The organism is Citrobacter sp. RHBSTW-00881, from assembly GCF_013728515.1.
Taxonomy (GTDB): domain Bacteria; phylum Pseudomonadota; class Gammaproteobacteria; order Enterobacterales; family Enterobacteriaceae; genus Citrobacter; species Citrobacter braakii.
Genome location: NZ_CP056271.1, coordinates 49,005 through 75,218, shown reverse-complemented (window position 1 = coordinate 75,218; position 26,214 = coordinate 49,005). Strand labels below are relative to the sequence as shown.

Annotated in this window: 35 protein-coding genes; 4 read left to right on the top strand and 31 right to left on the bottom strand. The window is 42.3% G+C overall.

The features are described 5' to 3' along the window. The 28 genes from HV311_RS27295 to HV311_RS27160 all read right to left on the bottom strand — a co-directional run bounded on the left by HV311_RS27295 (position 1) and on the right by HV311_RS27160 (position 20,724). The gene (locus HV311_RS27295) at positions 1–657 is read right to left on the bottom strand and encodes a hypothetical protein (protein ID WP_044715189.1); all 657 of its coding nucleotides are present in this window, start codon (positions 655–657) and stop codon (positions 1–3) included. A gap of 11 nt (positions 658–668) precedes the next feature. Beyond that, positions 669–1,442: a hypothetical protein gene (locus tag HV311_RS27290; protein ID WP_044715185.1), complete on the bottom strand. Its 774-nt coding sequence runs from the start codon at positions 1,440–1,442 to the stop codon at positions 669–671. A 14-nt stretch (positions 1,443–1,456) separates the two neighbouring features. Then, on the bottom strand, positions 1,457–1,927 hold the full coding sequence (locus tag HV311_RS27285; protein WP_044715183.1) for a thermonuclease family protein: 471 nt from the start codon (positions 1,925–1,927) through the stop codon (positions 1,457–1,459). Beyond that, entirely contained in the window at positions 1,924–2,244 is a 321-nt protein-coding gene (locus tag HV311_RS27280) for a hypothetical protein (protein WP_044715215.1), read from the bottom strand. Before HV311_RS27280 ends, HV311_RS27285 begins: the two co-directional genes overlap by 4 nt. A 20-nt stretch (positions 2,245–2,264) precedes the next feature. Next, a complete protein-coding gene (locus tag HV311_RS27275; RefSeq protein WP_044715181.1) occupies positions 2,265–2,468 on the bottom strand; it encodes a hypothetical protein in 204 nt (67 codons plus the stop codon). Positions 2,469–2,536: 68 nt separating this feature from the next. Then, positions 2,537–2,875 (bottom strand): hypothetical protein, encoded by a 339-nt coding sequence (locus tag HV311_RS28165; protein ID WP_225622178.1) that lies wholly within the window; start codon positions 2,873–2,875, stop codon positions 2,537–2,539. A gap of 4 nt (positions 2,876–2,879) precedes the next feature. Beyond that, positions 2,880–3,275 carry a cag pathogenicity island Cag12 family protein gene (locus HV311_RS27265; protein ID WP_044715177.1) on the bottom strand — a complete coding sequence of 132 codons (396 nt, stop codon included), beginning with the start codon at positions 3,273–3,275 and terminating at the stop codon, positions 2,880–2,882. After that, entirely contained in the window at positions 3,272–5,107 is a 1,836-nt protein-coding gene (locus HV311_RS27260) for a type IV secretory system conjugative DNA transfer family protein (RefSeq protein ID WP_191221241.1), read from the bottom strand. The genes HV311_RS27265 and HV311_RS27260 overlap by 4 nt, the downstream gene beginning before the upstream one ends. A 2-nt stretch (positions 5,108–5,109) precedes the next feature. Continuing rightward, the gene (gene virB11 / locus HV311_RS27255; RefSeq protein ID WP_191221246.1) at positions 5,110–6,141 is read right to left on the bottom strand and encodes a P-type DNA transfer ATPase VirB11; all 1,032 of its coding nucleotides are present in this window, start codon (positions 6,139–6,141) and stop codon (positions 5,110–5,112) included. 23 nt (positions 6,142–6,164) lie between these two features. After that, a complete protein-coding gene (gene virB10 / locus HV311_RS27250) occupies positions 6,165–7,376 on the bottom strand; it encodes a VirB10/TraB/TrbI family type IV secretion system protein (RefSeq protein WP_044715172.1) in 1,212 nt (403 codons plus the stop codon). Beyond that, positions 7,373–8,302, bottom strand: coding sequence for a TrbG/VirB9 family P-type conjugative transfer protein (locus HV311_RS27245; RefSeq protein ID WP_044715170.1), 930 nt, complete (start codon positions 8,300–8,302; stop codon positions 7,373–7,375). Before HV311_RS27245 ends, virB10 begins: the two co-directional genes overlap by 4 nt. Positions 8,303–8,306: 4 nt before the next feature. Beyond that, positions 8,307–9,035: a virB8 family protein gene (locus HV311_RS27240; RefSeq protein WP_044715168.1), complete on the bottom strand. Its 729-nt coding sequence runs from the start codon at positions 9,033–9,035 to the stop codon at positions 8,307–8,309. A gap of 239 nt (positions 9,036–9,274) precedes the next feature. Continuing rightward, positions 9,275–10,330: a type IV secretion system protein gene (locus tag HV311_RS27235; protein WP_044715165.1), complete on the bottom strand. Its 1,056-nt coding sequence runs from the start codon at positions 10,328–10,330 to the stop codon at positions 9,275–9,277. A gap of 11 nt (positions 10,331–10,341) precedes the next feature. Next, positions 10,342–10,599 carry an EexN family lipoprotein gene (locus HV311_RS27230; RefSeq protein WP_044715163.1) on the bottom strand — a complete coding sequence of 86 codons (258 nt, stop codon included), beginning with the start codon at positions 10,597–10,599 and terminating at the stop codon, positions 10,342–10,344. Positions 10,600–10,608: 9 nt separating this feature from the next. Continuing rightward, a complete protein-coding gene (locus HV311_RS27225; protein ID WP_044715162.1) occupies positions 10,609–11,355 on the bottom strand; it encodes a type IV secretion system protein in 747 nt (248 codons plus the stop codon). A 10-nt stretch (positions 11,356–11,365) separates the two neighbouring features. Beyond that, positions 11,366–14,125 carry a VirB3 family type IV secretion system protein gene (locus HV311_RS27220; protein ID WP_044715159.1) on the bottom strand — a complete coding sequence of 920 codons (2,760 nt, stop codon included), beginning with the start codon at positions 14,123–14,125 and terminating at the stop codon, positions 11,366–11,368. Between the two features lie 21 nt (positions 14,126–14,146). Next, complete coding sequence (locus HV311_RS27215) at positions 14,147–14,437, bottom strand: TrbC/VirB2 family protein (protein ID WP_044715156.1); 291 nt, start codon at positions 14,435–14,437, stop codon at positions 14,147–14,149. Beyond that, positions 14,421–15,065, bottom strand: coding sequence for a lytic transglycosylase domain-containing protein (locus HV311_RS27210; protein ID WP_044715155.1), 645 nt, complete (start codon positions 15,063–15,065; stop codon positions 14,421–14,423). Before HV311_RS27210 ends, HV311_RS27215 begins: the two co-directional genes overlap by 17 nt. A gap of 223 nt (positions 15,066–15,288) precedes the next feature. Beyond that, a complete protein-coding gene (locus HV311_RS27205; protein ID WP_044715152.1) occupies positions 15,289–15,780 on the bottom strand; it encodes a transcription termination/antitermination NusG family protein in 492 nt (163 codons plus the stop codon). 355 nt (positions 15,781–16,135) lie between these two features. Then, positions 16,136–17,296 carry a MobP1 family relaxase gene (mobP1, locus tag HV311_RS27200; protein ID WP_044864205.1) on the bottom strand — a complete coding sequence of 387 codons (1,161 nt, stop codon included), beginning with the start codon at positions 17,294–17,296 and terminating at the stop codon, positions 16,136–16,138. Between the two features lie 2 nt (positions 17,297–17,298). Next, on the bottom strand, positions 17,299–17,847 hold the full coding sequence (gene ddp1 / locus HV311_RS27195) for a DNA distortion polypeptide 1 (protein WP_044715148.1): 549 nt from the start codon (positions 17,845–17,847) through the stop codon (positions 17,299–17,301). Positions 17,848–18,174: 327 nt separating this feature from the next. Beyond that, positions 18,175–18,432: a hypothetical protein gene (locus tag HV311_RS27190; protein WP_044715147.1), complete on the bottom strand. Its 258-nt coding sequence runs from the start codon at positions 18,430–18,432 to the stop codon at positions 18,175–18,177. Positions 18,433–18,447: 15 nt separating this feature from the next. Then, positions 18,448–18,597, bottom strand: coding sequence for a hypothetical protein (locus tag HV311_RS27185; protein WP_162852120.1), 150 nt, complete (start codon positions 18,595–18,597; stop codon positions 18,448–18,450). Between the two features lie 77 nt (positions 18,598–18,674). Beyond that, on the bottom strand, positions 18,675–19,016 hold the full coding sequence (locus tag HV311_RS27180; RefSeq protein ID WP_059347451.1) for a hypothetical protein: 342 nt from the start codon (positions 19,014–19,016) through the stop codon (positions 18,675–18,677). A 96-nt stretch (positions 19,017–19,112) separates the two neighbouring features. Beyond that, a complete protein-coding gene (locus HV311_RS27175; protein ID WP_044715143.1) occupies positions 19,113–19,352 on the bottom strand; it encodes a hypothetical protein in 240 nt (79 codons plus the stop codon). Further along, positions 19,345–19,611, bottom strand: coding sequence for a hypothetical protein (locus tag HV311_RS27170; protein ID WP_044715141.1), 267 nt, complete (start codon positions 19,609–19,611; stop codon positions 19,345–19,347). The genes HV311_RS27175 and HV311_RS27170 overlap by 8 nt, the downstream gene beginning before the upstream one ends. Positions 19,612–19,622: 11 nt before the next feature. After that, positions 19,623–20,165 carry a hypothetical protein gene (locus tag HV311_RS27165; RefSeq protein ID WP_044715140.1) on the bottom strand — a complete coding sequence of 181 codons (543 nt, stop codon included), beginning with the start codon at positions 20,163–20,165 and terminating at the stop codon, positions 19,623–19,625. A 43-nt stretch (positions 20,166–20,208) separates the two neighbouring features. Further along, on the bottom strand, positions 20,209–20,724 hold the full coding sequence (locus tag HV311_RS27160) for a DnaJ domain-containing protein (protein ID WP_044715137.1): 516 nt from the start codon (positions 20,722–20,724) through the stop codon (positions 20,209–20,211). Between the two features lie 190 nt (positions 20,725–20,914). On the opposite strand from HV311_RS27160, the gene HV311_RS27155 reads away from it, so the two are divergent. The 4 genes from HV311_RS27155 to ddp1 (HV311_RS27140) all read left to right on the top strand — a co-directional run bounded on the left by HV311_RS27155 (position 20,915) and on the right by ddp1 (HV311_RS27140) (position 24,141). Further along, complete coding sequence (locus tag HV311_RS27155) at positions 20,915–21,133, top strand: hypothetical protein (RefSeq protein WP_044715134.1); 219 nt, start codon at positions 20,915–20,917, stop codon at positions 21,131–21,133. A 1,138-nt stretch (positions 21,134–22,271) separates the two neighbouring features. Then, positions 22,272–23,159, top strand: coding sequence for a replication initiation protein (locus HV311_RS27150; protein ID WP_225622177.1), 888 nt, complete (start codon positions 22,272–22,274; stop codon positions 23,157–23,159). A gap of 8 nt (positions 23,160–23,167) precedes the next feature. Next, a complete protein-coding gene (locus HV311_RS27145) occupies positions 23,168–23,611 on the top strand; it encodes a hypothetical protein (protein ID WP_044715130.1) in 444 nt (147 codons plus the stop codon). 173 nt (positions 23,612–23,784) lie between these two features. Next, positions 23,785–24,141 (top strand): DNA distortion polypeptide 3, encoded by a 357-nt coding sequence (gene ddp1, locus HV311_RS27140; RefSeq protein WP_044715127.1) that lies wholly within the window; start codon positions 23,785–23,787, stop codon positions 24,139–24,141. Here the strand turns inward: ddp1 (HV311_RS27140) and HV311_RS27135 are convergent. From HV311_RS27135 to HV311_RS27125, 3 genes are all read right to left on the bottom strand, one after another. After that, entirely contained in the window at positions 24,138–25,115 is a 978-nt protein-coding gene (locus tag HV311_RS27135; RefSeq protein ID WP_044715124.1) for a DUF6685 family protein, read from the bottom strand. The genes ddp1 (HV311_RS27140) and HV311_RS27135 overlap by 4 nt on opposite strands. A gap of 24 nt (positions 25,116–25,139) precedes the next feature. Then, positions 25,140–25,421 carry a hypothetical protein gene (locus tag HV311_RS27130; protein WP_044715122.1) on the bottom strand — a complete coding sequence of 94 codons (282 nt, stop codon included), beginning with the start codon at positions 25,419–25,421 and terminating at the stop codon, positions 25,140–25,142. Between the two features lie 96 nt (positions 25,422–25,517). Further along, the gene (locus HV311_RS27125; protein ID WP_044715119.1) at positions 25,518–26,180 is read right to left on the bottom strand and encodes a nucleotide-binding protein; all 663 of its coding nucleotides are present in this window, start codon (positions 26,178–26,180) and stop codon (positions 25,518–25,520) included. Between the last annotated feature and the right edge of the window lie 34 nt (positions 26,181–26,214).

Sequence of the window (26,214 nt, the reverse complement as noted above, 5' to 3'; positions counted from 1 at the left end):
TTAATCCTCCAGCTGAAGTGCGCCAGTAGCAAAGGCAGCTTCAACAATTGCGGAAAGTTGATGCGTTGGCATATAATCTTTGTAATTAATCCATACTCGTTTAATTTTCCCATCAACTTCTACGGCACGCTGTCTCCTTTCATTGCAATCACTATCCAGCCATACACCATTGAATAAAGGAGAACTGTTATTCTTAAAATAGACTTTTTTATCTTCATCAGACATGCAGTTGAGCATATGCGCGAGATAACGAGATACAAGCGCGAAACTTCTTACCGTATGGTTCTTATCGTCAGGTTCAACGTTTTTATTATCGAACTCTATAATGCCGCCTTTGTGGATTCTGAATTCCCCAAATGTCATAACATGCGCACGTTCTGGTTTTGTCGGGAATGTCCATGTAGCGTAAAAAGAGTATACCCCGCGCTCTTTTTCTATCCACGCCTCCGCAACGAAGCAAGCCTCGCTACCATCCAGACAAGCTGAATAGCGCGGAGGTACACAAAACGAATCACTGTCGTGAGAAACAGGCTGCGTGTATTTTCCAAGAATGAAGGTGTCACCGACTTTCATATCCCTGATTGAACGCTGAAACCAGAGCGGCATACGGCAGTAACGCATAAAATCATAAACCGTCTTTATTGAACTCACTTTCATTATTGGCTCCTTTACCAGCCATACGGATAAGCAGGAAACGTCAGCCAGCTTTCAAGCAGGTATTCGGTTTCTTTGTTCCAGTAAAAATAAAAACCCCTGGGATTGAAGAAAACGGAATAACCGTCAATCTCACCAATTTGTTCTGCTTTATTGAACAAAGGATTGACATAAAAATCATCTTCGAAAGAATCAGTGAGATTAGACGCTACGAAATCCTTACGAGATAGTTTTGTTATTTTGTCACGCTCATCATCAAAGTTAATGCGTTCCATTGTATGGGGATTGATGCCAAAACCTACCGTTCCGCCAGTGAATGCTCTGTGTTCAAAATTACCCCATGTAAGTTCATCTAATGAATCGACATGTTTTTGTGTGATTTCCAGAAAGGATTGTTTAACTGGTTCCTTATCATCATAGTTAGCTTTCTCCGGGAAACTGATAAGAAACTCAGCCGTTTCACCCTTATCATGATTGAATAAAGGGTTTAACTCCTCCTCATTTTCAAATTCTTTCTTAAATGCTTCAATATCACGCACGAAACATGACATATAGTAATATCTGTCTGTCTGGAACAACCCTTGTAAATCTTCACCATGAAGCAAAGCAAACTGGCAAATACGATCATACAAATCCATTGCCTTTTGATAATCATCGTTAGGGACGATTAACTTTACCTCAGCCGCGCTTTCTGTCATGCCTGGTGTAACATAAACATCTGCACTTACAAGCAAGTTACCAACACATAAACGGTTATTGAAACGTTCTTTATCGGATTCAGTCATCATCGTTTCATTCCTCTTTATTTACTATGCCGCCATTCCCACGGCGGCACTGGTTGACTGTCAGCCCACAGGCCGCGCTTTTGTTCCTGTGCTGCCCTTTGCAGAGCCGGTAATGAATTATCGCTGTTGTACTTGTCGTAAACCCATGCTGCACCAGATTGCACCATAAAGCGGTTGGCCTCTGTGCCGTTCGCCGTGAACACACGCCCGATAATGCGCCCGTAGCGATCTGTCTGCGTATACGTCACCGTGACGGGCAGCGCTGCAACCAGGCCTTTAAGCTGATTGGTTGACCAGCGCCCGAAAGCCTGTTTCTTTTCCGGTGCATCGATGTTTGCCAGGCGAATCCTGACGGGCTTTTTATCCTGCAATACTTCGATGGTGTCACCATCGAGCACACGGATAACTTTTCCCTGAATTTCTGCTGCACACAACGTAGCTGGAAGCACGACTACAAAAAGAGAAAAAGCATAAAGAAAACACTTCATCGTTTCTTTTCCTCCCACATGATAGTTCCTATCTTAAACAGTGAGAAAATCACGATGATTGAAACACCAACAACTACCAACATAGGAATAATCAAGCTATACAAATTAATTGTATAATTAAAAAAACGCTCAAAGTAATAGTATTCAGATTCAGATGTACTTCCCCATAAGATAACGGCGATACGATAAAACCCATAAACCAATACAGGGAACCAAGCCATAAAAAAGAGTAGCCGAGTAAACACTGAGGCAACCTTTTTAGAGTATCCTATGAAAATAAACAGAATATCACTGACTCTTCCTGCTGCTGATCCCATAATAATCCTCACCATAATCTTTAATCCTCTTTATCCTGTTTCTCAACGTCACATTCATCCAGAAAAATTTTATCATTGCAATTAACCAGAGAGATGTAAGCGGTACAGTTTTCGATAATCGCATTCACTGTCTCATTACCTGTATTTTTCAAATCACTTAGATTCTGAGTAACCGTTACTGTTTGAATATTATGACGTGACATTTTTAAAATCATTTTATCCATAACTAACGTCCTTCGGTTGTTCAACCCCGCAAACCTCAGATTAAAATCTGAAATTTTCGGGGTTATCGTTATTCCTGGAATGAGCGACCATAGCGCTGAATAATCATTTCCAGATTGTCTTTATTGATTACAGCGCCGTCACAGGTATTTAAGATACTTTGCCTAAGCCTTGCTGTGGCTTCAGGATTATAGTAGGGGGTAAAAACCCGGACATTGAAAAAGCGCTGATTAACTGTCTGACAGGCTGGCTGTGTATCCCCCTGTAATTTTCCGGCCATGCAGGTTAACAATTCACATGGATCACCCGTCTGGTTTAACCCGTCAGTGTGGTTATGCTTTTTGGCTAAAGCAGGCGTTGTCAACACAGCAAGAACGAGCGGAACTATAAGCACATTGCGAACATTCATAATGTCATCCTTTCTGAAGATAGATATTGATGGATTTAACACCAAATTCATCACGCTTATATCGGTACTGGATTAATCCATATGCACCGTTAGACCTAAGCCAGTTTTTTGCAGTAAAGAAGTCTTCACCCCGGCTACTTTCAATAATAATTGAGTCTGAATGAGCAACAGCATAGAAAACCGCATCATCGTAAAGACGGTTCTCAGGAGTAAAGTTTTTTATAACCTTTACCCAGGATGAATTAACACGGTCAGATTTAATTACCGTAAAAGTAGGTTGCCAGTCCATTAACTGTGAATTCATTGTTTCCGGGTTTTTCTTCCAGTCAACCTGTGGGGGTTCAGGAGGTGATGAACAGGCAGAAAGAAAGACAAAACCAGCCAGCACTATTCTTTTCATAATAAAACCTCAGATTCAAGCTCACCTACGGAAAGCATTTTTTCTTTTGAAGGGTATTTAAGCCCCTTAACACCAAAGATATTTTTTGTCTTGTTAAGACTGGACGTTAAAGCAGCCAGCTTCGGACTTACCAGCATAAGCCTGTCCATAAAATACGAATCAAGGTAGTAAAGGGCTTTTTTGGCTTTAACAGGGTTCTCACCCTTCAGGATGATAAACTCCTCTGAAAACTCCAGCGTTCCCAGCTCCTGTGGAAGTACCAGAGCGCGTTGAGCGTCACTTTCGGAATTGCTTTTTGATGTCGAACGACCGCTCGTTTTACTGGAACCAGTAGACTTAGCGGTTGTATAACCAAGCTTCTCTGAAATCTTTTTAGCATCATCCTCTTCACTGACAGCATAGATAATCCGGCAAGGGTGCGCACTCATCAGAGTCTTAGCTCCCTCTATACCGTAGATTTCATTAAGCTGGCTGATATTCTGATAAATCGTCAAAAGCTTGAGTTTAAAGCCTGCAATGTACCCCGAACCTTTTTTAATAATCGGCATATAACCAATTGAAGGGAACTCATCTAGAAACATTAAACAGTCATGCTTAAGTGTTGGGTCAAAATCCGGGTTTTCCCTCAATGTGACTTCAACGACAAAGTTAAAGAACAGGTTCAGGAAGTCATAGGCAAGGGACATATCCTCCGCATTCACGCCAACATAAATAGAGATATCTTCCCGGCGCAGCTGGCGAAGGTCAAAATCATTACTGTCAGTACATTTTCTGACGGTAGGGAGGTAAAACAGACTCATTTTTTTACGGAATGAACCATCGATACTTGAACGCTGTTCGTCTTCAGTTTCGTGGTACTCACGGATTTTCGTCAATGCATCCCGTAAGTGAAACAATGCCGTTTCATCTAATCCCGCTATCCCCTCAAAGTCTTCACGGTTAGCCAGTACGTTTTCCCGATCAATATTGCTGTAAAGGTCAACAACAGAACCGATTGAGAAAATGGGTTTAAGATTGAATTCGTTAAGCCAGTCAGGAGCGTAATTGATAAAAAAGTGAAGCAGTTTTGCAAGGCCAGTCCAGTATTGCCCGGCAAGGTTGTTAAAGTGGGCTTCGGCTCCCGTCATACCATAAGACGGGAACAGAATTTCTATCAGTTTCAGTAAGTCTTTAGCGCCACTCTCAGCTTTTAAATCAATATAGAAAAGCGGGTTAAACTTATGCGTTTTACTGTTAAAGGGGTCTAACAAAAAAACTTTATTCTGGAGAATCACCTCGCGAACTTTACTGGTGATTTTCCACAGTTCCTGTTTTGGGTCTAAAGCAATAAGAGAGTGCTTTCTTACCAGAAGATTAGGAATTCCTATTGCAGCACCTTTACCCGCGCGTGTACCTGCACCCAGCGAAACAAAATCAGGAGCCGTATACCAGAGATATTTTCCCTTGTAAGCGCCGACAAGTATATCGTCGTCATTCTCTTTCTCCCATTTTAGCAGCTTTGATTTTTTTAAATCATCATCGCTGGCAAATTTCGCATCACCATAGAGAGAAAAATCTTTTTTATTCAATTGCCAGATAATAAAAACGGGAACGATAACTGAGGCAGCTAAACCAGAAAGAAGAGCGGGCATTGCCGTAATTCTGATATCTGACCGTATATTACTTTCTGTCATGAGTCGCCAGAGTAACATAGAGTCGAAGTTCTTCCATATGAACAGTGGCGTTTTACCATTAAAAAAGTAGACAGCAACAGAACCTGCATAATACGTAAAAAGACACATAACAAAACCGATAAAGAGCCACTGCCCTTTATCAGGGAGTTTAAGAGACATGATCACTCCTTCAGCTTTTCAAAGTATTCCTGAAAGTGAATATCGCGATAGTAAATACCCGATGCAAAGCGTAGATCTTCGTCATCAATGTACTTAATACTCATGATTACATCGACGTTGCTCAAAACCCTTCGCAGTATAATGTTATAGGGCAGATTCTGGCATTCCGGGTTCATATAACACCGCTGAACAAGGCCAAGCACAGCATCTTCAGGCGTGCTTTCATGTACCGTGGTTATGTTTCCTGCGTGGCCGGAACTTGAACCTTTAAGAAAATCCCAGGCTTCCGCGCCACGAACTTCTGTCATCAGTATCCTGTCTGGATTCATACGAAAACCAGAACGTAGTAGAGAGGCCGAGTTAACAACGATACTTTCACCCTCTGACGGGTAATACAGCTTCACATGGTTTTTATGAAAACGGAATTTTGCCTCATCAGTATCTTCTATTGAAACACATCGCAGATGATGAGGGATGTATTGCAGACAGGCATTTGCAAACGTGGTTTTCCCGGCTCCGGTTCCGGCACAGAACACCATCGTTTTACTTTTAACCAGACATTCAGGAATAAACCGTTCAAAACGATTATCTTTAAACATTAAAGATAATTCGTCCTCTTTATTCCTGAAATCAGCGCCCTGATTTAGCTTCGAGTAGAAACCCTGTTTAACGAATGTTTCATGGTCAATAAAAACACTGGACGGCTTACGAATTGTGATTGATACCGTTTCACGTTCCGTTGCCGGGGGGATGACAATCTGTACGCGCTCCCCAAGGGGGAGCGTGGCAGAGCGCAATGGATATTCTGGCGTAACAGAACCCCCATCATGATAATCAGAAATTGCCCCAGCAAATGACATACAGTCACCAAAAGTCATATTCGTTTGGTGTTGCTGCCATTTACCCCTGACTTTAACAAACAGTTCACCGGGACGATTTACGGCAATCTCGGTTAAACCCTCCACACTATTTAGCCACTGATGAAAATAATCATTCACGATATCGTAAACAATATGGCGATTTTCAGTATTAATATCACCCTGCATTACCTGACCTCTTATCGCATTTTCAGTTTATAGATACCTGAGAAATCCAGATCCTGACCGACAATCAGAGTAATAATCTCCCCCTGATTTTTATAAAGCGTTGGTGGAATATTCACACTGTTAGAAAAGGCTTCACGGGCGATATCAGCAAAAGCCTGTCGGCTGTTTGCGGTATAGTCCGTCTGGTTATCCTTATTGTTTTTAGCGGCTCCACTCGCCCACTGAGCCACATCGGGGATCATGCCAACCATCATAGCCCCGGAAAAACGCTCCCAAAAATGCGTATCAATCCAGCCTGACGCTCCGGCCTCACCTAATGGCCCAGCCGCCTGTGTATCAATCAGCGGAATATCGATAAACGGTGCAGTGCGTGTTCTCAGTTTGGTCGCCATAAGGAATACAGCGCCCTGACCGTGCTGAAGGGAACCGGCTTTATAAATCACATGGGCGGCAGTTCCTTTTTCGATGAGTTTTACATTACCGTTGGCACTGTAAATGTCAGAATTAACCGTGCAGACCAGTTTTCCTGCGAGATCAGAGATAAACTTTCTGTCCAGTGAACAGGGTATGCCCGTATTTTCTGGAATAAATAGATTGGGATCATAGGGAACCCTGGTAATTTTCGACAGCGATACGGGCGCTCCGGCATTAACAGGCTCGACCTCCTGTGTCGTGCTGGTATTACCTCCACCTTTGGTTTCACTGGCTGTTTGTGTTGAGGCGCTGCCGGAACCTCCCGATGCCGCAGAGCTACTGCCACCATAAGACACATCAAGCGCACGGCTGAAGTTATGCTGTACGCTTTCTGGCGCTGCTTCAGCTTTCCCGCTGTTGTTATCCCCTTTTTTCTCTTCCTGCCCGCCCTGCGTCTTTTGGTCAGAATTAAAAGGGTCAACGTCATCGCTTAACCCGGTCTGACGCTTCACCGACCCCGTAGCCACATCACTACTGGCTGGTTTTTCGTCATTACTGGACATTGAACGGATGATGGAAGGGACATAATAGACGGATACCCCAGCAGCCAGCAGAACAAAGGCGGCCACAATGATGATTAGCCCCTTACGTGATTTTTTAAGCTTCTCGATGCCCAGGCTGTTAGCTGGCCGTCCTGAATCCTCCTCTTTATCTGTTTTGTCGGCCTGCTCAAGCTCTTTCTGTCGCCGTTCGCGCAGTTCCCGCTCAATTTCAACGGCGGTGAGAGTTTTATTTTCCTGTTCGCTCACTGGATCACCTCTTTTTCAACTTTCGGAGATACGGTGTCTCCTGCCGGAAGCCGGACTTTGCCAAAGCCCCGATTTTCAACCCCGACAACCTGATTTCCGATACGCAACACAAAACGCTGGTCTACAGGCACACCCACAACGGTAAAACTGCTGCTTTTCTTCACTACCGGATTAGTCAGGGTTTCCTGATCGCCGCTCATGACAAAAATACTCGGGATTTTCTTCAGTGGGCTGAATCCAAACCAGGTATAACGGCCATCGTCATATGCATAATCCGGGCTGATATCCTGGCTACCTTCAGCAACTCGCTTCCAGTACTGCCAGTTGCGCGGAGATTTGGCATTTTCAAGCGCGTTGTTGATGGTTTTTTCTTCCTGTCGCTTGTTGTAAGCCTCAATCCTTTTTTTCTCGATCTCGGCCTGCTCTTTACGCCTTTCCTGCGGGTACTGGTAATTCACAACAAAAGCAATTTTATCCGGCTGGCGAAACGTCCGGGCGTTCAGCTCCATGCTGTAATTGCGTTTTGTGGTACGGACAAACAGGTTTGTTCGCCAGCGTTCCAGATCGGTTTCAGGGTCAAGAGCCACGTTAACGACTTCAGATGACTGCTTTCCGTTCTCGTCCGTGTTGTTGTTCTGCACCGTCTGTTTAACTGGCTTCACTTCGACATAAACAAGATTATCTTCTTTATTCACCGACCATCCCTGGGGGAAGCCTGTTCTGGCACTGATAACAGTTTCGTCGTCATCAAATACCAGTGTGGTTGTATAGCCGACTGCACTGTTAATAACAGTCGTATTTTGAGGGTTATAACTGACAATCTGGTTTCGTGGATCGAAGCGGCTTCCCGATGGCTGTACTGCCGCATTACAAATGTGCGCAGCCATCAGAAGCGCAATTACTAACGCTCCTTTTCTTATTTTCATATTTTCACCCTTTAACTTCTTTATCGCGAACGTAGCTGGTTACAACGAATTTGAGCGGATTATTATTACGTTCACCCGATGCCATTTCGACCTGTGGCTCAATCCGGTAAGTTAGCCGGATATTCCAGTATTCATCATTATTTTGGCCTGTCGCCACATCCCTGACGGTTAGTTTAAAGCGAACATATGCCCCCATATCCTTATCATCAGGACGGGATGACGGGCTGATAATGACAGACGGCTTATCTTGCACGGTAGCCGTTCTTTCAGCTTTTCTGTAAATGACTTTAGGTGAATTACTGCTATTGATTAGAGCATTATATTCAGTTGCCACATTTTCAGCGCTATAGAGCAATACATAATCATAGTCATGCTGAAGACTAAAATAGTTATAACCTTCGCGACGTTTAACGTACTGAGTGATAAAGTATTTTGCCAGCGCTTCATTTTCAGAGAGATTTTCTTTTTTAACAGAAGTCAGTCTTTCAGCAACGCCAGTGACACCATTAATAAGATAAGCCTCGACAACCGTACTCTTTAACGGAAGCGCACCATTCAGGGCAAGCAGCGACAACACACCAACGGCCATCCCAGCAATACCACCAAATTTATATATGCGGTTCATTTTCTCCTGTAACACTACATTTTTCTCTTCAAATGTGGTTGAAGAGTCCGTTACTTCTTTTTTCTTATTAAAACCGGGCAGTTTTAATTGTGGAATTTTAAACCCCATTGCGCATTACCTCTGCTGAATTAACAGGTTCGCTTTTCCCGGAAACCGGAGGTTGTTTGTGTGACGCCTGACAACCAAACAGACAAAGTGTCACGAAAAACGTGATAATTAGTTTCATAGTAAAACCTGAGATTAAAGATGAGTGAGAAAGTAGAGTGGGATTAACTGGTAAAAAAAGACATTATCAAACAGGCAGTAATAAAAAAGATGAAAATAACCATATATAATAAATTATTCACCTACCCTCCATATTTCTTCTTAGCCATTTCGATTGCGGCACTACGCAGTTTTTTTGCACCAATATTTAACCCCTGCCCGGTCAGATTACCCAGCTTACCGGACATTCCCGGAGACTGACCAAGCCCCCCTTTCTGACGACTAATGCCCTTCCATGCGCCAATACCTGCGTTTCTCCCCATGCCAAGAGCACCACGCGCCATGCGGGAAGCACCAAATACGCCAGCACCTATCCCCATAGCAGCAGCCCCCTGCAATGCCCCCTCAACGCCAACACCTGCGAGCTGTGAAGCATAGGTTTTGGCCTGCCAGATAATCCAGGCCATGAATGCACCCGCAACCCCGGCTTGAGCACCGGTCGAGATGAGATTTAGTTCGTCTGCATTTGCTATAGATATGGTCAAGATGCCATTAAGGAAAGTCATTCCCGCTTTAATAGCCAAACCGCAAAACAGAAATATAAAACATGAGCTAAATATTAACTGTAGCCAGCTATTAAACATTTGCCTTAAAAAACCAAAAGAAAGGCAAACAATAAACAATGGCGCAGTAATAGTTAGCATTTTAAGTGTAACTTCAGCAGCAAGATAAACTATAGATGTTAATAGCAGCGCTAATATACCGCCAGCATATGTTAATATCGCCGCAATAGCGCCGTCTGTTTTAACATACGTGGAAGTATCTTTTGACATAAGATATGCTGCAACTTGCTGAACTTTTTCCCAAAGTTCATCAACCCATTTCCAAGGGTCACCTCCTGCAAATGTTTCCTTTAGTCCATCTATAGCCTGATTAGCGCTATCTAGCCAACCGCCCATATTCCTGACAAAAACAAGGATCAGCCAAAAACGAAATAAATTCCAGATAAAATCCTGAACATGAGATTTCTGTTTCCCTACAATTACTGTATAGGCATACCACAATATATAAATAGAAATACCATACTTACCCAATTGATACGCTATTGAAGAAAAGTTATCTAACTGACCAGTCAAAGACTGGTCGAGAACTTTAACAATAACGTCATGGGCGGCTTGGAAAAACCTAGAAGTTGCCATAATGGCTCCTTTTAACTTCCCTCTTTACCCAAAACATCTTTGAATGCGTCTTTAATGTCAATGTGCTTAGGATGCAATTGCTTATATCTAAACAAACCTTCTTTAGCATTTTTACAATTGTCACTATCACTACCAGACTTTTTGCATTCAGCTACTTTTTTAGTTGCTTCGTCTACGTGAGACTGCCACCAGTCTACAGACTTTACCTCTTCACACCCGGCAAGAAAGAATGTAAGCCCTAACGCTGCAACTACTCCATATTTTTTCAAAGTTCCTCCTCAGTTCATTTCATAGCTCTGCTGATCAAACGCTGACTTATAATCAACAATTGGTGTATCCGCATTGACTGCATCCAACTGTTTCTTTTGGAATGCAGCCTCCGACATCTTCATCTTGTATTCTGCAAGATCGCGCTGCTTATCGCGATACATTTCATACTGAAATTTGAGCTTCTCGAACTTCAGGTTCTCCAGAGAGACAGCATTAGTCGCGTCCTGTGTAGCTTTAGTGTCCTTCGCGTTTTTAACCTGATCGATAAGGTCTTTCATCGACTGGTTGTCGCTACGCAGCTTTTCTTCAAGCTGATTACCGTACTCAACCCCTGCCAACTGGGACAGGAATGTCGCCTCACATCCCCGAACCTGGTTACCTGTGTACCCCAGCCCTTTACAGGTATCCGTTACCTTGTAGTCGGAAAGCAGCGATTTAGCCTGCGCAGAGAGCACAGCATCAGGGTTTTTAATGTAGTCATCGATAAATGCATTACCCTGGTCGTAAATCTGTGTTAGTTCCTTACTGACAGACTGTGCGTCCTGAACCAGCCCCTGAACGTCACGGATACCTGTTTTCGTTAACAGCTCGTCCTTATAGGCCGTAAGCTCGTTCTCCCACTGTTTGGCCTCTTTTACCCACTGCGCCGCCGTATCTAACGCTGACTTTGCATCATGCACAATCACCCCGCTACCTATAGCAAAGGCGCTTGCCGAGCAACAGATGAGCGTTGCGGCCAGAAATTGTTTTTTCATCATATTCACCTTAATTAATTCCACGATTGGCACGTTCAAGATAGATATCAATCCAGTCTTCCGGTTTCATCCCTTCTTTCCAGATTTCATCGAACAGCTCCAGCTGCTCCGTAGAAGCACTTAAAATCGGGAGATAATAAGCGGCTTTACCCAGATCTAACTTTGCAAAGGCTGCAAAGTCATCGCGTTCGCCCTGCCGCTGTGGGTTTTTGACCACCATGAACTGACGCGAAAGCGGGTCAATAGCTTTAATTTTGTCAAAATAAAGCTCTTTTACCTGTAGGCCGTCGACATATTCCCCACGCTTGGCTTTAGGATTTGCAAGATAGATATGTGTGGCACACTGTTCACGAACAGCAGCTGCTATCGGCGTTTTAATCAGCTCATCCGGCGACTGCGTAGCGACAACGAGCACCATATCCAGCTTACGTCCAGTCTTGAGTTTGTTATAAACGAAATCCCTGAAAGCATCGTTGTTCAGCCACTGCCAGAACTCATCCATATAAATAATGAGTCGTCGGCCGTCGGCCAGCATTGTTACGCGATAAATCAGATAAAACGAAGCTACCGGGGCAACAACTTTATCATCCAGAAATTCCGTACCATCAACACCAAAAACATCCAGATTGGATACGTCAAAAGTATCTGTGCGATTATCAATGACCCAGCCGTATTCACCTCCCTGTTTCCACGCTTTAAGACGAGCCTTGATACCATGACGCTTAGTTTCTGCATCATCTGGTTCAAGAATAAGCGGAATAAGTTTACTGACAGGGAATGAACGATCTTCCCTTGCCATTAAACGCTCAACTGCATCTGAAATCAGGCCGTTCTGGTAATCATCCAGGGTATTGTTATTAAGCGTACAAATCAGTCTTATCAAATCCTTCATAAAAGCGATGTTACGCTTGGTTGGCTTCAGAGCCGCTGGATTCCACCCGGTCGGTGCGCCACCCTTAACCCGGTAATATTCACCTCCCATAGCGCGAATGCCGACTTCACCCGCCCTGTCTTTATCAAAAAAAACAGTGGTCAGTTTCCTGACCTTTCGGTTAGACGGAAAGGACTCCGGCGCACCGTACTGTTGTACGGCGTATGCTTTCGTCATTAAAAGGACAGTTTTACCTACGTTTGATGTCCCAAGAATTTCCGTATGTCCCAGCGTTGGGTTTTTACCAAAGAAATTCTGGTTTTCCGTGGTCATATGGTAGTTGAGGTGATAAATATCATTACCAGAACCGCGCAAGGTAATTAATCTGTCACCCCAGGTATTCCCTTTTTCTTTCCCTGTAAAGAAGTTATGGAAGCTTTCCATTTCAGCAAAATTAAGACTGCTAAGGGTACACAAGCGAGGGCGCAAGTTATAATTACCCGGTAACTGAGCAAAATACGCAGCCCCAAGACTCAGGGTCGAATATGTGATAATAAGCCCAAGGTCTTCAAGGGTTGTGGTCACTATATTGGTGTCTTTAACCAGACGTTCCGGCGTGTCAGCAAAAACAATCAGCGTCTGGTGACTCTTACCAAAAGAGTTGTAACCACTGGAAACCATATCCAGACCAACATGCAAATCAGCCAGCAATGATTTAGCCGCATCATCAGTCATCTCAAGCTTATCAATCTGATCGTCCAGCGCCTTGATGGAGGCTTGCTTATCCATCGTAGTGAAAGACGATGTAAAGACATATTCAACAGGGAGATACATCAGCGCATCAAAAATTCCGGCGTCCGTCTCCTGAAAGTAATCCTTTATTTCAATGCACCGGAAATATCTGGCGTGATCAGAAGCTGTAATTTGCCCTGCATCGTTACCGAAAAACAAGTCTTTACCGCCAAGATAAGTATAAAAAGGACTATTAGTTACTCTTACCTTTTGAAACTTCCCGGATAGCAGATACTGAAAAAGGGAAAGTTGGTCAGAAAATACCTTGCTATTTTCTTCAAACAAACCAAGACGGCGAGAGTGGAACCTGGACAGATAAGTATCAAGTCTGCCACAAATTTCGTTCATGTCGTTAATGGGTTCATCAAAAATATTTTTATTCCGCTTATTCCTTGAAAGAAAATGTGAAACTTTATCTTCAGCATTGAAAGGCTTATAACAGACTGTCAGATAAAGTTTGTTTTCAAAATATTCAGGCTCAGAAAGAGAACGGTAATAATCATTCATAACCCGGTTAACAAATGGGATTTTACTGTTAAATGAAGACTGAACCTCTTTCTTTACACGAACACGGTGTGTGTAGAACGTCACAGGCTTACCCTCAAAGCTTCGAATAAGCGTGTTGAGTTGGTCTGTCAGTAACGTCAGATCCTCCTCATCAACACATTCAAAGTAAGCGCCGTCAATATGCCAGGTAGCCAGCAAATCACGGCTTTTTGTGACGATTAGATTATCTGTGATATGAGAAGAGTACGGTATCAGCTCCTCAATAGAAGACTGGTCTTTCAGCTTCATAAAATTGTCCACTCTGGAAATATCAACTTCATCATACTGGCTCCCCGCATAATGGACGGCACTGAAGCGTTTGTTTGACAAGGGATGACCTTTGATTACAGTTCGTAGATAAAGCAGGTCAAAGAAACGCTCATCGATCTGTGTTACTCGCTTGATGGCATACCACCCTGGCAATATGAGTGCATACATTGCATCATGAATCCATACACCAAGTAATACAGAAATAAGGCACATTCCAAGGAAGGGGTAGAGCGGAACGCCCAACCCCCGGATTAAAGCGGGGCGTGTCAGCCCTTTGAAAAGAGTACTCATATTTACGCCCCTGAGATTAACTTATGACAACCAGTCCGGTACGTAAGGAGCAATGATAAAGATAATCATCCCGATAATCAGAGGATAAATCCATGTCATATGTTGACGTGCAAACAGCGCAATATATGCAATACCTAAGCAAATAATGGTGATTGCTGGTTTTCTCAAGTCAGTAAGGAAATCAATGATCTTTTGTAAAAAACCGGTAGTCTTTGTAGATACATCATCAGCAAAAGCTGGTTCCGCAACACAAAGCATTAAGGCAGCCATAAAGACAGTGAGTGTTAAGTAACGTTTATTCAGTTTCAACATCGTTTGTTTCCTTTTCATCTGATACGGTGCCACGCATGGCATATTTTGGATAAACAGTAGTTTCTTTTCGCGTAATGTCCTGTGTTGCAGTCTCCTTTCCTATTTCATCCTTAACCGATGGAACAGCCCATACCTTTTTGTTGTCTGGACGGCTATAACCAATACGCTGCGTATAGCTCGTATTATTAAAATTTGATTCAGATTTTTGCCCCGTCACAAAATTTCCAGAGTAATAACAACTAAGAGCGTTTTTTAAACTCCCTCCCCTTTGATAGCAATCAAGCATGATTTTTTCGAATACGGTAAGGTTTGTACACTGCGAGAAAAGTTTTTCTGCATTGACGCCATATTTAGAAAAATTAGTGCTTGTTATTTGCATAAGACCCGTTGAATAACGGTGATTTCTAGCTTCAATTTTTTTTATTATGCTTAGTGCATCCTCCTTAGAACTTGGGAAATAAGAAATTACGCCACTATCACCGGGCTTACGCTCACCTTTCGGTATAATCTCGGCTATAGCATAAGGATTAAAGCCAGATTCAACCCTTGCAACTTCATGAGCAGTATCAGGATGAACGCTGGCGGCGCATTGCATAGCAAGCGCGATAAAAGCTGAGGTAGATAACATTGATTACTCCCGGCCAGAACAGCACGGAACAGATCGGCAGAACGATTACTCTTCGGAGTCGATATCGGCTCCGTTTATGAGTTCATCTATTGCCTTTTGTGAACATGTTTTAATGAGATACTGCACAAAACCAGAGTCAGAAATACGCCTTCCCCGGCGGTAGCTAATCTCAACAGCGATTCGCTCAACTTCATCACGAACGTCAGAAGGGAGATAGAGGGTATTACGTTGAGGCTTGCGCTTGCTTGAAGTCTTTTTTCTGGTAACAGTCATTTTTCTTCCGTTTCATTTTGTGGGTTAAGCTTTTTTCTGTGATGTAGTTGAGCATGGCTATACTTCTCTTCCTTGGATCATCCATCAGCATTATTTCCACCAAACGGGGGGCGTTAGTATGGCTAAGTTGATTCCGTTCTCCTTGTTGTACGTTAAATATTTCCTCATCAGGTACAGGTAACGGCTCTCCACCAAAAGCAATAAACCGCTGAACATAAGGTAATGCGGTGATAGTAGATGAGTGAATTTTTTCAAAATCGGCCTGGATGAAAAGATACCCTGGGAAAAGTGGTAACAGCCTTTCTCTGAACGAGATTTGTTTATCCGGGCGGCGATACTTTTCTGAAATCATAGGGCAGTAGTAAGAAAAGTTATGCTGTTCAAGATGGGAGAAAACAGCAGCAAACCTCGTCGTAGTAAATTGCAAAACGTACCATTTCATAGATTTTTCCTTTCATGCGCTCTCTCGACTCGGATGACCCCGAAGTGGATAAGAAAAAGAAAAAGGACAAATTTTAATCTCGAAGTGACTTTATCAGCTACTTGTGCTGCTTTCAATTCGTTAAGTAGATCTTTCGATCGCCATAACTTCATATCGCACTTTGTTTATGCTGAAAAAATAACAATATTAAGATGATTTATCTTTATATATTACAAAAGACAGATCAAATGATCGTGATGGGATCTTTTCACAGATGACTTAACTAAAATTTTAAGCTGTAGTTGGTTTTTCTTTAAAATGGAGTTCGTGATAAAATAAATCGATCTTATTCAATGAGTTACAAGTGCTTTTGAAATTATCCTAATTTGATACCAATCTTCATCTTTTGTTCGTTCTGGAGCATCGCTTGTTTGATTTGGATGAACTGTTTCATCTGGAGCTGCTGCTTCTGAAGCATTGCAGCACTGTTAAGCACCAGTTCTTTACTTGATGAAGGGGTTCTATCGATACCTTTAACACCAAGATTATCAAGCTTCCACTCGTTACGATGGACTGTCTTCCAGCCATGTTGAACACCATGTTTATCAAGTGCAGGTATTTTTACTTCCTTTTGACCGAGTTTTTTAAGCTTAACAAGATCGCCCTTCTTAACATTTTCTCGTGATGTAAGATCGCCAAAATCAGCCCCCCAGTATGTCTTTTCAACCCCCTTGTTAAGGGTCTTCAGTTTCAAGAAATGCTGCTTCGGCTTCGTTTTATCATGCTGGTAATGGTCATAACCAACATCCACAACCTCATAAACGCCCTTCTGTCGCTTAGGAGCGGTACTGTGAGCATCCCTGATAGACTGATTAAGTCCTTGCTGCTGCCTGTGTGTTGCCTTAACGTCATAACCTTTAAGTTTTAGCTCTTCGCAAAAACCAGTTCTAATCTCCCTTAAATCCTTCTTTCTTATATCGGTACGCTTTCCATCTTCATCACGGATACGGAAAACAACATGAACATGAGGATGGTCTTTTTTATCGTTATGATACCCAAGAACAAAGCGATGGTTTGGATACTTCTTGTGCATCGTTTTTCTGACTGACTCAAGCAAGTCTTCTGGTTTCACTTTTGCAGAGACAGGCGGTGAGAACACGATATTTTGTGTCACCTTTTTATTTTCTTTACCCTTATCGTTCATTACATTTTGAGGGTCGTTTGCACGATCTACCATGTGCTCTTTTGCTTCCTGTATCTCGTCACCTTTCCATACCTGGCCGCTTTCACTCATCACGGGCAATTCTGATTCCCGGCTCATATAGTCAATACTGTTTCTTATCCCTTGTCGGGTGATTGCACCGCCTGATATTTTTACAACCACTTCCTTACTGGCACCCTTTCGGTTGATACGTTCCTGTACGTTACGCTGATAGTTCTTACCACCATTTTTCACTTTATGGGCAAAAGCAGATTTGCGGCCAGCTTCAGAGGATTTACGTTTGACCCGGTATTCTTTATCAACGGAAACGCCCATTATTACACCTCCACCTTATTAGATACAGTTCGACCTTTGCATAACATTATGTAGTTTTCAAACTCACTTTTAAGATTAATGATTTCTGTTTCAAGCTTTTCTGCATCCTGATAGAACCCATCTTTATCAAGAACTCTTGCCTGATCATTAAGGATGATGTAGTGAAAATTCCGGCCTACTTTATCGATAGCATTGCGACACCGATTCATCATAAGAAGTTCTTGATCAAAGAAATCCAGTTCATTATCTAAGGTGGTCTGAATACGGTAGCGGCACTCTCTGGACAAAGTCCATCCATGACGCTTTGCGGCTTTTTCTATTTTATTCCGCTGTTTCATTGTTAAATACATTGTAGTTTTGATAAAATCATTAGTATCTGGCATAAAGTTATCATTATCATCTTCTGTTACTTTGCTTTTAAGTAAAGCACTGGCAAGCAATTTCATGCCTTTAGCAACAGTTAAACCAGGCTCATCTGGATAAATAACCTTCAGACATTCAAGTAGATTATCATGCTGTTTTTCTTCTAGTCTGAAATTAATTTGCTTCATAAATCCTCCAACAAGAACCGACTGTAGGTCACCGGGCAAACGAGTAAAATGCTAGCATTTTGCGGCGTTTGCCCTATCCTGCATCGTTTTGATCTAGCACTAGTCTTGAATTGTGCTTCAGCGTCGAGGAAAAAGCAAAACTGAAGGGCTGTCATGGCTGAAGGTTTCGCTTGTCTACGACCGGAAACATCTCAATGGCTGTGAGCTATGTGGGATAAGGTTCGCTACGCGAACGGTCTGGCAGGGGGCGCAAGCGCTGTCTTGCAGAGTATATAAAAAAGCACCTCCCGCAAACGGGAGGGCTTCGGCGATTCATGACGTGTGAAACTATTCAGGGTCTGGTGTGTCGCCTACCATGCCCTGACGGGCATCACACAACCAGCGGCGTAAGTTGCTCATTCTTTCCCTGTTTGCGTGGCTTGGTCTTTTCCCTCTGTTTCCGGTTAAAACTCTCCAAACCCTCAGCCCTTCTTTATTCGTCCAGTGAATGACTATTTCACCTTTACTGTTGAATGCAAGGGAAAAACGAACCGCACCTTCTTTTTGTTGATCACTGATAAAAGTTAAAAACTCCTGCTTTGTCATAAAACCTCCAATGTTTCATTTACCAGTGAATCTATGCGCTCGTCTTTCCAGCGCTTTTTTGAGCTGATCCATGAACTCAGGGAATGCAGAGAACGGCATGATGGGAAAGACAGGGCGAGCGCCCTTTTCAACAGCCTGTATTGCTGATAGCATACGTTCCGACATTAGATATTCCTCGCGTGGGAATGAGTGTCACGGTATCAGGTTGCTCCAACAACCTGATACCACCTTCTTTTAAAACATCAGTTTTTATTCAAAAGATTAATCACCTCTCTTTTAGCTTCATTCTGCTCCTTCGTTGTGAAGGCAAAATTGAACCATGATTCAATCTCTCTTAAAACGCCTTCTTTTGACAGGCCACATTCGTTGAACCAGAATGTTACGTTCTTTTTAAGTGAGTTAATCGCGCTAAGTTCGTTGTTATCTACTTCGCGAACAGACAAAGTAATGTAACCACGACCCCGGTTTTTTTCTTCGAATGTATGAATGGCAAGAAAAAGTGTTTCTGACTGGATGAAGGATATGCAGTTTATGGTTTCTTTTTTAACGTTTACTGATTTAAAATCGATGGCATAAGTTTTCATTTTTACTCCCGCCCGTTTGGGCTACTGGATTAAGGCAAGGAATCATTCCTAACCAACAAATTCAGTATACCATCATATGATGGTAATGCAATTATTTTAATCCCTTTCTTTTAGAATTTCTCCACGCTTTACAAGTTGGTAAACAGGATGTTCATCAGCCAGGAGTAAAAGCATTTCATAAGTACCGGCTGCTAAACCGCGTGAAGTTTTTCCGGTAGTTTCTTTAGCCTGCCATGCTGACAAAGTGAAGCCAAAACGATCTGCGGCTTCCTGCTGTGTAAATCCAGCTTTAATGCGAGCGTTTTTCACCTCTTCCGGCGTTGGTTTATCAATCATATTTTTTCACCTTCAACAATGTATCGACACAAAATTGCAATAATATTGGGTCTTCAATTTCATTCTTTACCCTATCAAATTCATCTTTGAAAAAAGACTGCTGATAAACAATCTTTTTTGTTGTTTTCTTTTCAGATTCTTTTGCTCTAACCTTCATCAGTTTTTCCAGCTCGATGAAGATGCGTCCTGAATCTTCAGAAACAACAATTCTGTATGTAACATTACCTTTGTTTTTTCTGTCACTCAGTATTTCATCCATTATAATTACCCTCATAGTTGTTTAATTAAGCCGGATAACTTTACGAGCTGATCTATGTCCAATCCCCGAATCAGGACTTCATAACCATCACCACGCTCTGTCACATGCCCATTCAAACCATTTACAGCTTTAAACCCTGTTAACGTTCCGTGCCAGTTTTCAAGCTTAACAAGTTGTGACAACATGCCTTTCAGTATTTGCCTTTCTTCCCGCTCTTTCTGTAGTTTCTTCTCATACTCTCGCGAAGTTTCAACATCCTGTAATGCATTTATAAGTATTTTCTTTTCAATATCTGCGGCTATCTCTACGGGGTTACGCTGTGGTGATACAGTGCATGTATGACATGGACTACGCCAGTTACGGCTATCCACGCTGCCTATGATAGCTAACCTTCCTTTGTCCATTCGAATGTGTACAGAATAATTTTTAAATCGTGGCGACGTTAGTTTTATACGATATTGACAATCATCCAGCAGGTTTACGCGCCAGCCGTTCCCCAGGATACGGCAGACGATTTCAAAAACAGGCCGATAGAGCAAGAAAAATGATTTCATAAACTCACCTTTAAAGTGTTGGGGGCTTTCGCCCCCGTTTTAACTATGCTCTGTTTTCTACTTTCTGCCTGCCAGCTGCTTTACGCTTCCCGGCAGTGCCGTACATCTCGCGGATTTCATCAATACTGTGTTCTTTTCGGTTCCAGCGGCTCTTATGTTCTTCAGGACGGTAAAACCACTGTTTTTTCTTCGCTGCCCATTTGCAACCTATTTCTTTCAACGTGTCTTTATGTTCGCGAGTTTCCCCACTAATCCAGATCCAGTTGCCTATAACTTCATAAACTAAACCTGATAACCCGGTGAGTACGTTCAACACGCTTTCCATATCGTCACCGTAGTTATAGTGTGCGTTTTCATCGGTGCTCTGAAACGAATTAATTTTATCGATGTTTGCCATCAGAAAATCAAAAGCAGCGTTTACAGCTTTCATCAGTTCAGCGCCTAACGGATTACGGTCTGGATGATATTTTAAAGCCGCTTTTTTATATGCAGCCTTGATATCCTTTTCAGTCAATTCACCAGATAAACCAAAGACGTTTAATGCTTCCTGAATGTTCATGCTTTTCTCCCGCCCGTTTGGGCTGCTGGATTAAGGTAGGGAGCCATTCCCAACCAACAAATTCAGTATACCATCATATGATGGTAATGCAATTGTTTTTGATTGCTTTGTAGTGTAAAGACACTATAAAGACAGCGAATGCTTTACGCTGTTGAACCGTGTTTCAAAGAGGCGCGAACTGTGTCACATTTTGCATACTCGTTACATCGCGCCGGGGACGTTCGCCAGTATTGGCGAACCAACAAGCCTGGATATGAGCAATAACCTCCTCTCCCCTGCTAAGCCAATTTCTGACTATCAGACGGCGTTTAGCCTGTCGCAGTTAGCGCGTGAGCTGGCGAACGGTACGCCGGGGCAGTGTGAAGCACTGGCGCGGGGCGCTGTATCTGCGCGTTATGAGGTGCGTTAGCAGCGCATTACGTGGCGAGTAGCTGAAACCAATTGATGCCTGACGAACTCTGACAGCAAAAAAACAATCAGGCCGCCAGCTGCTGGGCGACAATAGCCAGCAAAAAGTAACTGGCCATCATTGCCGGTCGTAAAATTTTGCTGGCATCCCATGTAAGCGGAGTTCACTCCTGGTCAATTTCCAGCTTGTTACGTTAAACGAGCTGTATGCTGTTCTAAGCGGGTTTACCCCGTTCTGCTGAACCCTCGTCGGGGTAAACTCACTTAAAACGCCTCTGAGGGCTTCTGAGTGCGTTTTAGTGCTGGATCTAAAAAGGATCACTCTACGATCCTTTCCCGTTTTTTACGCATAACTTAAAAATCATCTTACTTTTAAGTTATCTTTGCTCAATGTATCTCTTTGATTTAACAGTTTAAAACATCTCTTTTTTTTGAGTTAAAATTCTTCTCACCTTTTCTCAGACCTAGGTGATCGAGAGACGGCACCGCTCGCCGCAGTCTTTGGCTGAGGCGTACCGCAGGAGCATAGCGACGAGGAACGAACAGCCAAAGCGAGGAAGCGGAATATCTGCTGCTCTGACAGAGAGCACGTACACTCAATGGCTAAAATATGAACACCTTATGTTTTGCTCCAACTTCCGAAGGTTAGAAGGATCTATCCTCTGGGTTTATGCTGAGTTATCCACAGGTACTGTGCATTAAAAGCCTTATATATATTTTCTTTTCTTAAAGATCTTAAAGAATTAGAGGTTTTTAATTATCTGATATATATAGGAAAAATAAGCTAAACATGATGGTGGATGCGACGAAACATGATGATAAATGCGATTAAACATGATGGGAAATGCGACGAGGCATGATGAAAAATGCGTTTTACCATGATGGAAAATGCGACGAAACATGATGGAAAATGCGACGCTATTAACAGCTTGATTTAAAAGCTTCATATCTGAAGATCTTTGTATGTGAAGTCATCAAGGCGTGCGTTTTATGAGCACATTGGCTGGAGCCTGTCTGGTTTAGCTGAGTCGCTAAGCGGACAAACATGATGATAAATGCGAATAAACATGATGGAAAAAATAACTTCATCATGTTAATGTGGCTACTCTTTAGTGAGAGGTTTTATGAGAATAAAAGTTATGAAAAATGTAACTGAAAAAACGAAGATTCGTCACAGGAACGAAATAAATAAAACTCTGGCTCAACTTCCATTGGCAGCCAAAAGGGTTCTGTGTCTGGCCTTGGTTTATGTTGATCCAAAAAAAGAAATGAGAATGGGGCAGACCTTTAAAATTCGGGCTGATATGTACGCAAAGATAGCCGGAATACATCCTTCTGTTGCTTATAAGCAAGTCAAGGAAGGTGCTGAATTGTTAAATGTCAGTAAACTTTCCCTTACGGGGAATGATATGAAGGAATTAGCAAAGGAACTTGGTCTTCCAAATTCAAAAAACATCGACCGCCTTGACTTATCGATTACTGATTATTGTGCATATAACCAAAATGAGGGATTTGTAATTCTAAGATTTGGATACACTATCACGCCTTATATATCAAGATTAATTGGGGCGGAAAATAAATTCACAACACAACTAATTGCGTCCTCATTAAAATTGAGAGGGGAGTATTCGTGGTCATTGTATCAGTTAATTAGGAAGAATTACTCAACGTTTAAAGGGAAAAATTCATTTAGCCTATCTCTGGAAGAGTTGAAGGATGAACTTATTGCTTACAATATTGATGATAATGGAGATATTATATATAAGTATCCAGAGTACCCTATATTCAAGCGAGAGGTAATAAATAAGGCCATCAAAGAAATAAAAGAAAAAACTGAGGTGACTTTCCTGTCTTGCGTTGTCGATGAAAAAGAAGGAAGGAAAGTTAGTAAGTTACGATTTGAATACGCTATAGATGAAGATAAATTTGCCGAATCAGGCTCTGATTTTCCTATAGAGTTATTTGACGATGATGATTCTGCTTTTCTTGAGGAGTTTGATAGAAAAGTACCACCCAAAAAGAAATGAGGTGAGTTATGGCTAAAATCTATGATTTCCCGCTGGGCGCAGAGCGAGACAAACTAAGGCATGAAATTGACAGGGAACGTAAAAAGCAACGTAGAGTAAAAACGGGCAATCCGTTTATCCGACACGTTAAATGGTTCTGTTTTTATCTTCGCCTTGTCACAGCTGGCGCACTGCATGTAGTTTCTGTTATTACCCTGGCTGTATTGGGGGCTTTCAGTAAGGCTATTTTCTGGATTGGCGGGATGGTTTGTGTCGTCACATGGTTTCACCTTGAGCGCCAGTTCTGGACGCCACATAATTTCACGATCCCTGTTATCGTAAGCCTGTGGGGATTGAGTTTGTTTGCCACTCCCCTAATGGAGATGATAAACAAAAAAATGCCGTGGTATCGTCTCCTGGTTCCTGATGCGAAAGAAGCAAGCACGGAGACACCTGATGATGAGTCGCGGTGAACCAGTCGCAAGCTGCCTGCTTGCACTGTGCATGTTTGCCTTATACCATCGGTTTAGCATAGTGCGCGATGTGAGTTCTTTTCAATGCGATGCAGGATAGGGCAAACGCCGCAAAATGCTAGCATTTTACTCGTTTGCCCGGTGACCTACAGTCGGTTCTTGTTGGAGGATTTATGAAGTTTGATGTAAAAGAGTTTATTGATGATAAATACGCAAAAGCTATTAATATTTTAAAGGAAAACCTCAAAGAAAACTATCATGTTTTTTATGGGATCAGATTGAGTGAAATTCTTTTTCCTGCCAGTGAGTATGGCTCTGATGCTTTCTTTAAAGAATTTGAATCAATTAACAGTGTAATACTACCATTAGTAATCTTTGATTTAACACAACGCAAGCCAATGATGATTATCAGCTTCGATAAGATATCTGATGCCAGTTTGTTGGCAGGGACGGGTATTGTGGTTCTTGAATGTATGGCTCTGTCCGATCTTCTGACAAATGATAATATTGCTATTTTATATAAAATCTAAGAATCTTCTCTCAGTTTATACTTTCTGCTAGGGTCACCAAGTGTTATCGAGTTTAGTTCATGTGAGTAATGGTGTGTATGGTAATGCGCTGGATTTTTCAGATAATCGGGGAATGATATTATTTTCCCGCAACTAATTGCAGAATAGAACCAGTTACGGAAAGTTTTGTCATTTGTTTTTAGTGCATGTTTTGGAATAAAAACTAATTTAATACTGGAAACGTAATTGACAGGATTAAGTATAGTATATCTGTTTTCTACAAACTCTTTTAAAGCATCTATAAATTCATATTCTGATGTATAAATTTCTGTCTTATTACTAGGGCGTTTTATCTGGAATATGAATGAATAGTAGTTCTGGTCAAGTATTTCAACGGTGTTTGAATTTATGCTCAGTTGTTCAATAACCGCTTCTCGTTTATACTCTAATTTGTCTCTGACAGATTGATATACAACCATTGCTGCATGATGTGAACCACCACTGTTTGAAGCTACATAGCGGTCAAGCCAGGAGTAATATGTAACATTGATAGAATCGCGAGGGTTGAAACCTTCATGCTCAATGTGCCATATATTATCCTCCCAGTCTGAAATGTTTTCAGCTTTCAGGTTTTTGGCGGGATACATCCCCTCCCCCCATGAGTAAAGGTTTTTGAACCAACTACCATTTATTACCTTGTTCCATCCACAACCGAAACTTTTCGAGGCAGTCAGAGACTGTAATTTGTTAAAATCGAAATCCAGAGAGTGTTTTTTATCTGTAGTTATTATGTTACTCAGAATCTCAGCCAGATCCCTGTCAATATATCTCAGTGAGTATTCGCTAAATATATTTTCAAGCTGCAATATGGTGTCTGCATCCGCTGTAGGTTCAACTAACTTAATATCAGCAAGATTTTTAAACGTTGCAGCGGTCAGCTTATGGTGATCTGTCAACCTGTAGAGTTGACAGATTAATTCGGTTAAATATCTCATAGATTATCATCCATGCTTCTATGGTTAGAATTTTGCTGATTCCAGTAACCAGTGGTTTTTCTGGTTTTCGTCCAGATTATCAAATGCGGCCAGCGCTGCCTTTAGAACGGTTGTCCTGCTCTGTCCTGTTCTGATCGCCTCAGCCTCTAGGATATCGTCAAAGGCTTCAGAAAGCCGGAAATTAACCAGCTTCGCTTTACCTGGTGTTGGCTTCCTTGTGGCTCCAGAGATAAAGCGTGCTGTTTCTGCGTTTGTTGCCTGTTCTTCTGTCGCCGGAACGGTTGGCGTTTTCAATTTTAAAACCATACAAAATCCTCATTAAAGACACTATCTAAGTGTAAATACTATAGTGTCTTTATGTTGTCTTTACAATGTAAATTTCTATGTATTCGATTGAAATATTTAGATTATCCCTATTTCCTGGGCGACTAATTCTATCTGTGCTTTTGCTGTTGTCAGACTGGAGGCGCGGCTTACATCATGTACCCCTGCCCCTTCATTGCAGGCGCTTTCAAACACATCCAATTCTGACATGCGGTTTTTTAGTGGCTGTATCCAGACGTCGTCTGAGCGTAATAATTTATCCAGCTCAATAGCGGCTTTTCTGTGGCGTGGCTTGCTTGGGTTTATTCTGGTAAGTAATACCCAGGGTTGCAGGGCTGCGTTTGATTTCTGAGCCATGCGGACTTTCTCGGTTACGCTCGTCAGTGTTTCACTTTCAAAGTCAGATGACGCTTTAACCAGAGTTATCATGATATCTGACACAGTCAGTGCGCTACGGAACTCAAGGCTGTCATGTCCGGGGCAGTCAACGATCAGAACATCGCACAGCTTGCTCAGGCGGTTAATCTCTTTGCTTACATTACCGTATGCCTCGTAGACTGGTACTGTTGGGAGGCTATTCTCCCTGCGTTTTTCATTCCAGCTGATAAGGTCATTGTTCTTATCGGTTTTAAGGATGATTACCGATTTTTCTCTGTTTGCCAGCATAGATGCTGTGTTAGCTGAGTAGGTGCTTTTCCCTACCCCGCCCTTATCTGAAACCACCAGTAAAATTTTTCCCATTTCCGCATCCTCGTATTTACGATGTAAAGCTTTT

Bases quoted from the DNA above. Each gene is read 5' to 3' on its own strand.
- HV311_RS27295 (WP_044715189.1), bottom strand. From the start codon at position 657: ATGAAAGTGAGTTCAATAAAGACGGTTTATGATTTTATGCGTTACTGC.
- HV311_RS27290 (WP_044715185.1), bottom strand. From the start codon at position 1,442: ATGATGACTGAATCCGATAAAGAACGTTTCAATAACCGTTTATGTGTT.
- HV311_RS27285 (WP_044715183.1), bottom strand. From the start codon at position 1,927: ATGAAGTGTTTTCTTTATGCTTTTTCTCTTTTTGTAGTCGTGCTTCCA.
- HV311_RS27280 (WP_044715215.1), bottom strand. From the start codon at position 2,244: ATGGGATCAGCAGCAGGAAGAGTCAGTGATATTCTGTTTATTTTCATA.
- HV311_RS27275 (WP_044715181.1), bottom strand. From the start codon at position 2,468: ATGGATAAAATGATTTTAAAAATGTCACGTCATAATATTCAAACAGTA.
- HV311_RS28165 (WP_225622178.1), bottom strand. From the start codon at position 2,875: ATGAATGTTCGCAATGTGCTTATAGTTCCGCTCGTTCTTGCTGTGTTG.
- HV311_RS27265 (WP_044715177.1), bottom strand. From the start codon at position 3,275: ATGAAAAGAATAGTGCTGGCTGGTTTTGTCTTTCTTTCTGCCTGTTCA.
- HV311_RS27260 (WP_191221241.1), bottom strand. From the start codon at position 5,107: ATGTCTCTTAAACTCCCTGATAAAGGGCAGTGGCTCTTTATCGGTTTT.
- HV311_RS27245 (WP_044715170.1), bottom strand. From the start codon at position 8,302: ATGAAAATAAGAAAAGGAGCGTTAGTAATTGCGCTTCTGATGGCTGCG.
- HV311_RS27240 (WP_044715168.1), bottom strand. From the start codon at position 9,035: ATGGGGTTTAAAATTCCACAATTAAAACTGCCCGGTTTTAATAAGAAA.
- HV311_RS27235 (WP_044715165.1), bottom strand. From the start codon at position 10,330: ATGGCAACTTCTAGGTTTTTCCAAGCCGCCCATGACGTTATTGTTAAA.
- HV311_RS27225 (WP_044715162.1), bottom strand. From the start codon at position 11,355: ATGAAAAAACAATTTCTGGCCGCAACGCTCATCTGTTGCTCGGCAAGC.
- HV311_RS27220 (WP_044715159.1), bottom strand. From the start codon at position 14,125: ATGAGTACTCTTTTCAAAGGGCTGACACGCCCCGCTTTAATCCGGGGG.
- HV311_RS27215 (WP_044715156.1), bottom strand. From the start codon at position 14,437: ATGTTGAAACTGAATAAACGTTACTTAACACTCACTGTCTTTATGGCT.
- HV311_RS27210 (WP_044715155.1), bottom strand. From the start codon at position 15,065: ATGTTATCTACCTCAGCTTTTATCGCGCTTGCTATGCAATGCGCCGCC.
- HV311_RS27205 (WP_044715152.1), bottom strand. From the start codon at position 15,780: ATGAAATGGTACGTTTTGCAATTTACTACGACGAGGTTTGCTGCTGTT.
- mobP1 (WP_044864205.1), bottom strand. From the start codon at position 17,296: ATGGGCGTTTCCGTTGATAAAGAATACCGGGTCAAACGTAAATCCTCT.
- ddp1 (WP_044715148.1), bottom strand. From the start codon at position 17,847: ATGAAGCAAATTAATTTCAGACTAGAAGAAAAACAGCATGATAATCTA.
- HV311_RS27190 (WP_044715147.1), bottom strand. From the start codon at position 18,432: ATGACAAAGCAGGAGTTTTTAACTTTTATCAGTGATCAACAAAAAGAA.
- HV311_RS27185 (WP_162852120.1), bottom strand. From the start codon at position 18,597: ATGTCGGAACGTATGCTATCAGCAATACAGGCTGTTGAAAAGGGCGCT.
- HV311_RS27180 (WP_059347451.1), bottom strand. From the start codon at position 19,016: ATGAAAACTTATGCCATCGATTTTAAATCAGTAAACGTTAAAAAAGAA.
- HV311_RS27175 (WP_044715143.1), bottom strand. From the start codon at position 19,352: ATGATTGATAAACCAACGCCGGAAGAGGTGAAAAACGCTCGCATTAAA.
- HV311_RS27170 (WP_044715141.1), bottom strand. From the start codon at position 19,611: ATGGATGAAATACTGAGTGACAGAAAAAACAAAGGTAATGTTACATAC.
- HV311_RS27165 (WP_044715140.1), bottom strand. From the start codon at position 20,165: ATGAAATCATTTTTCTTGCTCTATCGGCCTGTTTTTGAAATCGTCTGC.
- HV311_RS27160 (WP_044715137.1), bottom strand. From the start codon at position 20,724: ATGAACATTCAGGAAGCATTAAACGTCTTTGGTTTATCTGGTGAATTG.
- HV311_RS27150 (WP_225622177.1), top strand. From the start codon at position 22,272: ATGAAAAATGTAACTGAAAAAACGAAGATTCGTCACAGGAACGAAATA.
- HV311_RS27145 (WP_044715130.1), top strand. From the start codon at position 23,168: ATGGCTAAAATCTATGATTTCCCGCTGGGCGCAGAGCGAGACAAACTA.
- ddp1 (WP_044715127.1), top strand. From the start codon at position 23,785: ATGAAGTTTGATGTAAAAGAGTTTATTGATGATAAATACGCAAAAGCT.
- HV311_RS27135 (WP_044715124.1), bottom strand. From the start codon at position 25,115: ATGAGATATTTAACCGAATTAATCTGTCAACTCTACAGGTTGACAGAT.
- HV311_RS27130 (WP_044715122.1), bottom strand. From the start codon at position 25,421: ATGGTTTTAAAATTGAAAACGCCAACCGTTCCGGCGACAGAAGAACAG.
- HV311_RS27125 (WP_044715119.1), bottom strand. From the start codon at position 26,180: ATGGGAAAAATTTTACTGGTGGTTTCAGATAAGGGCGGGGTAGGGAAA.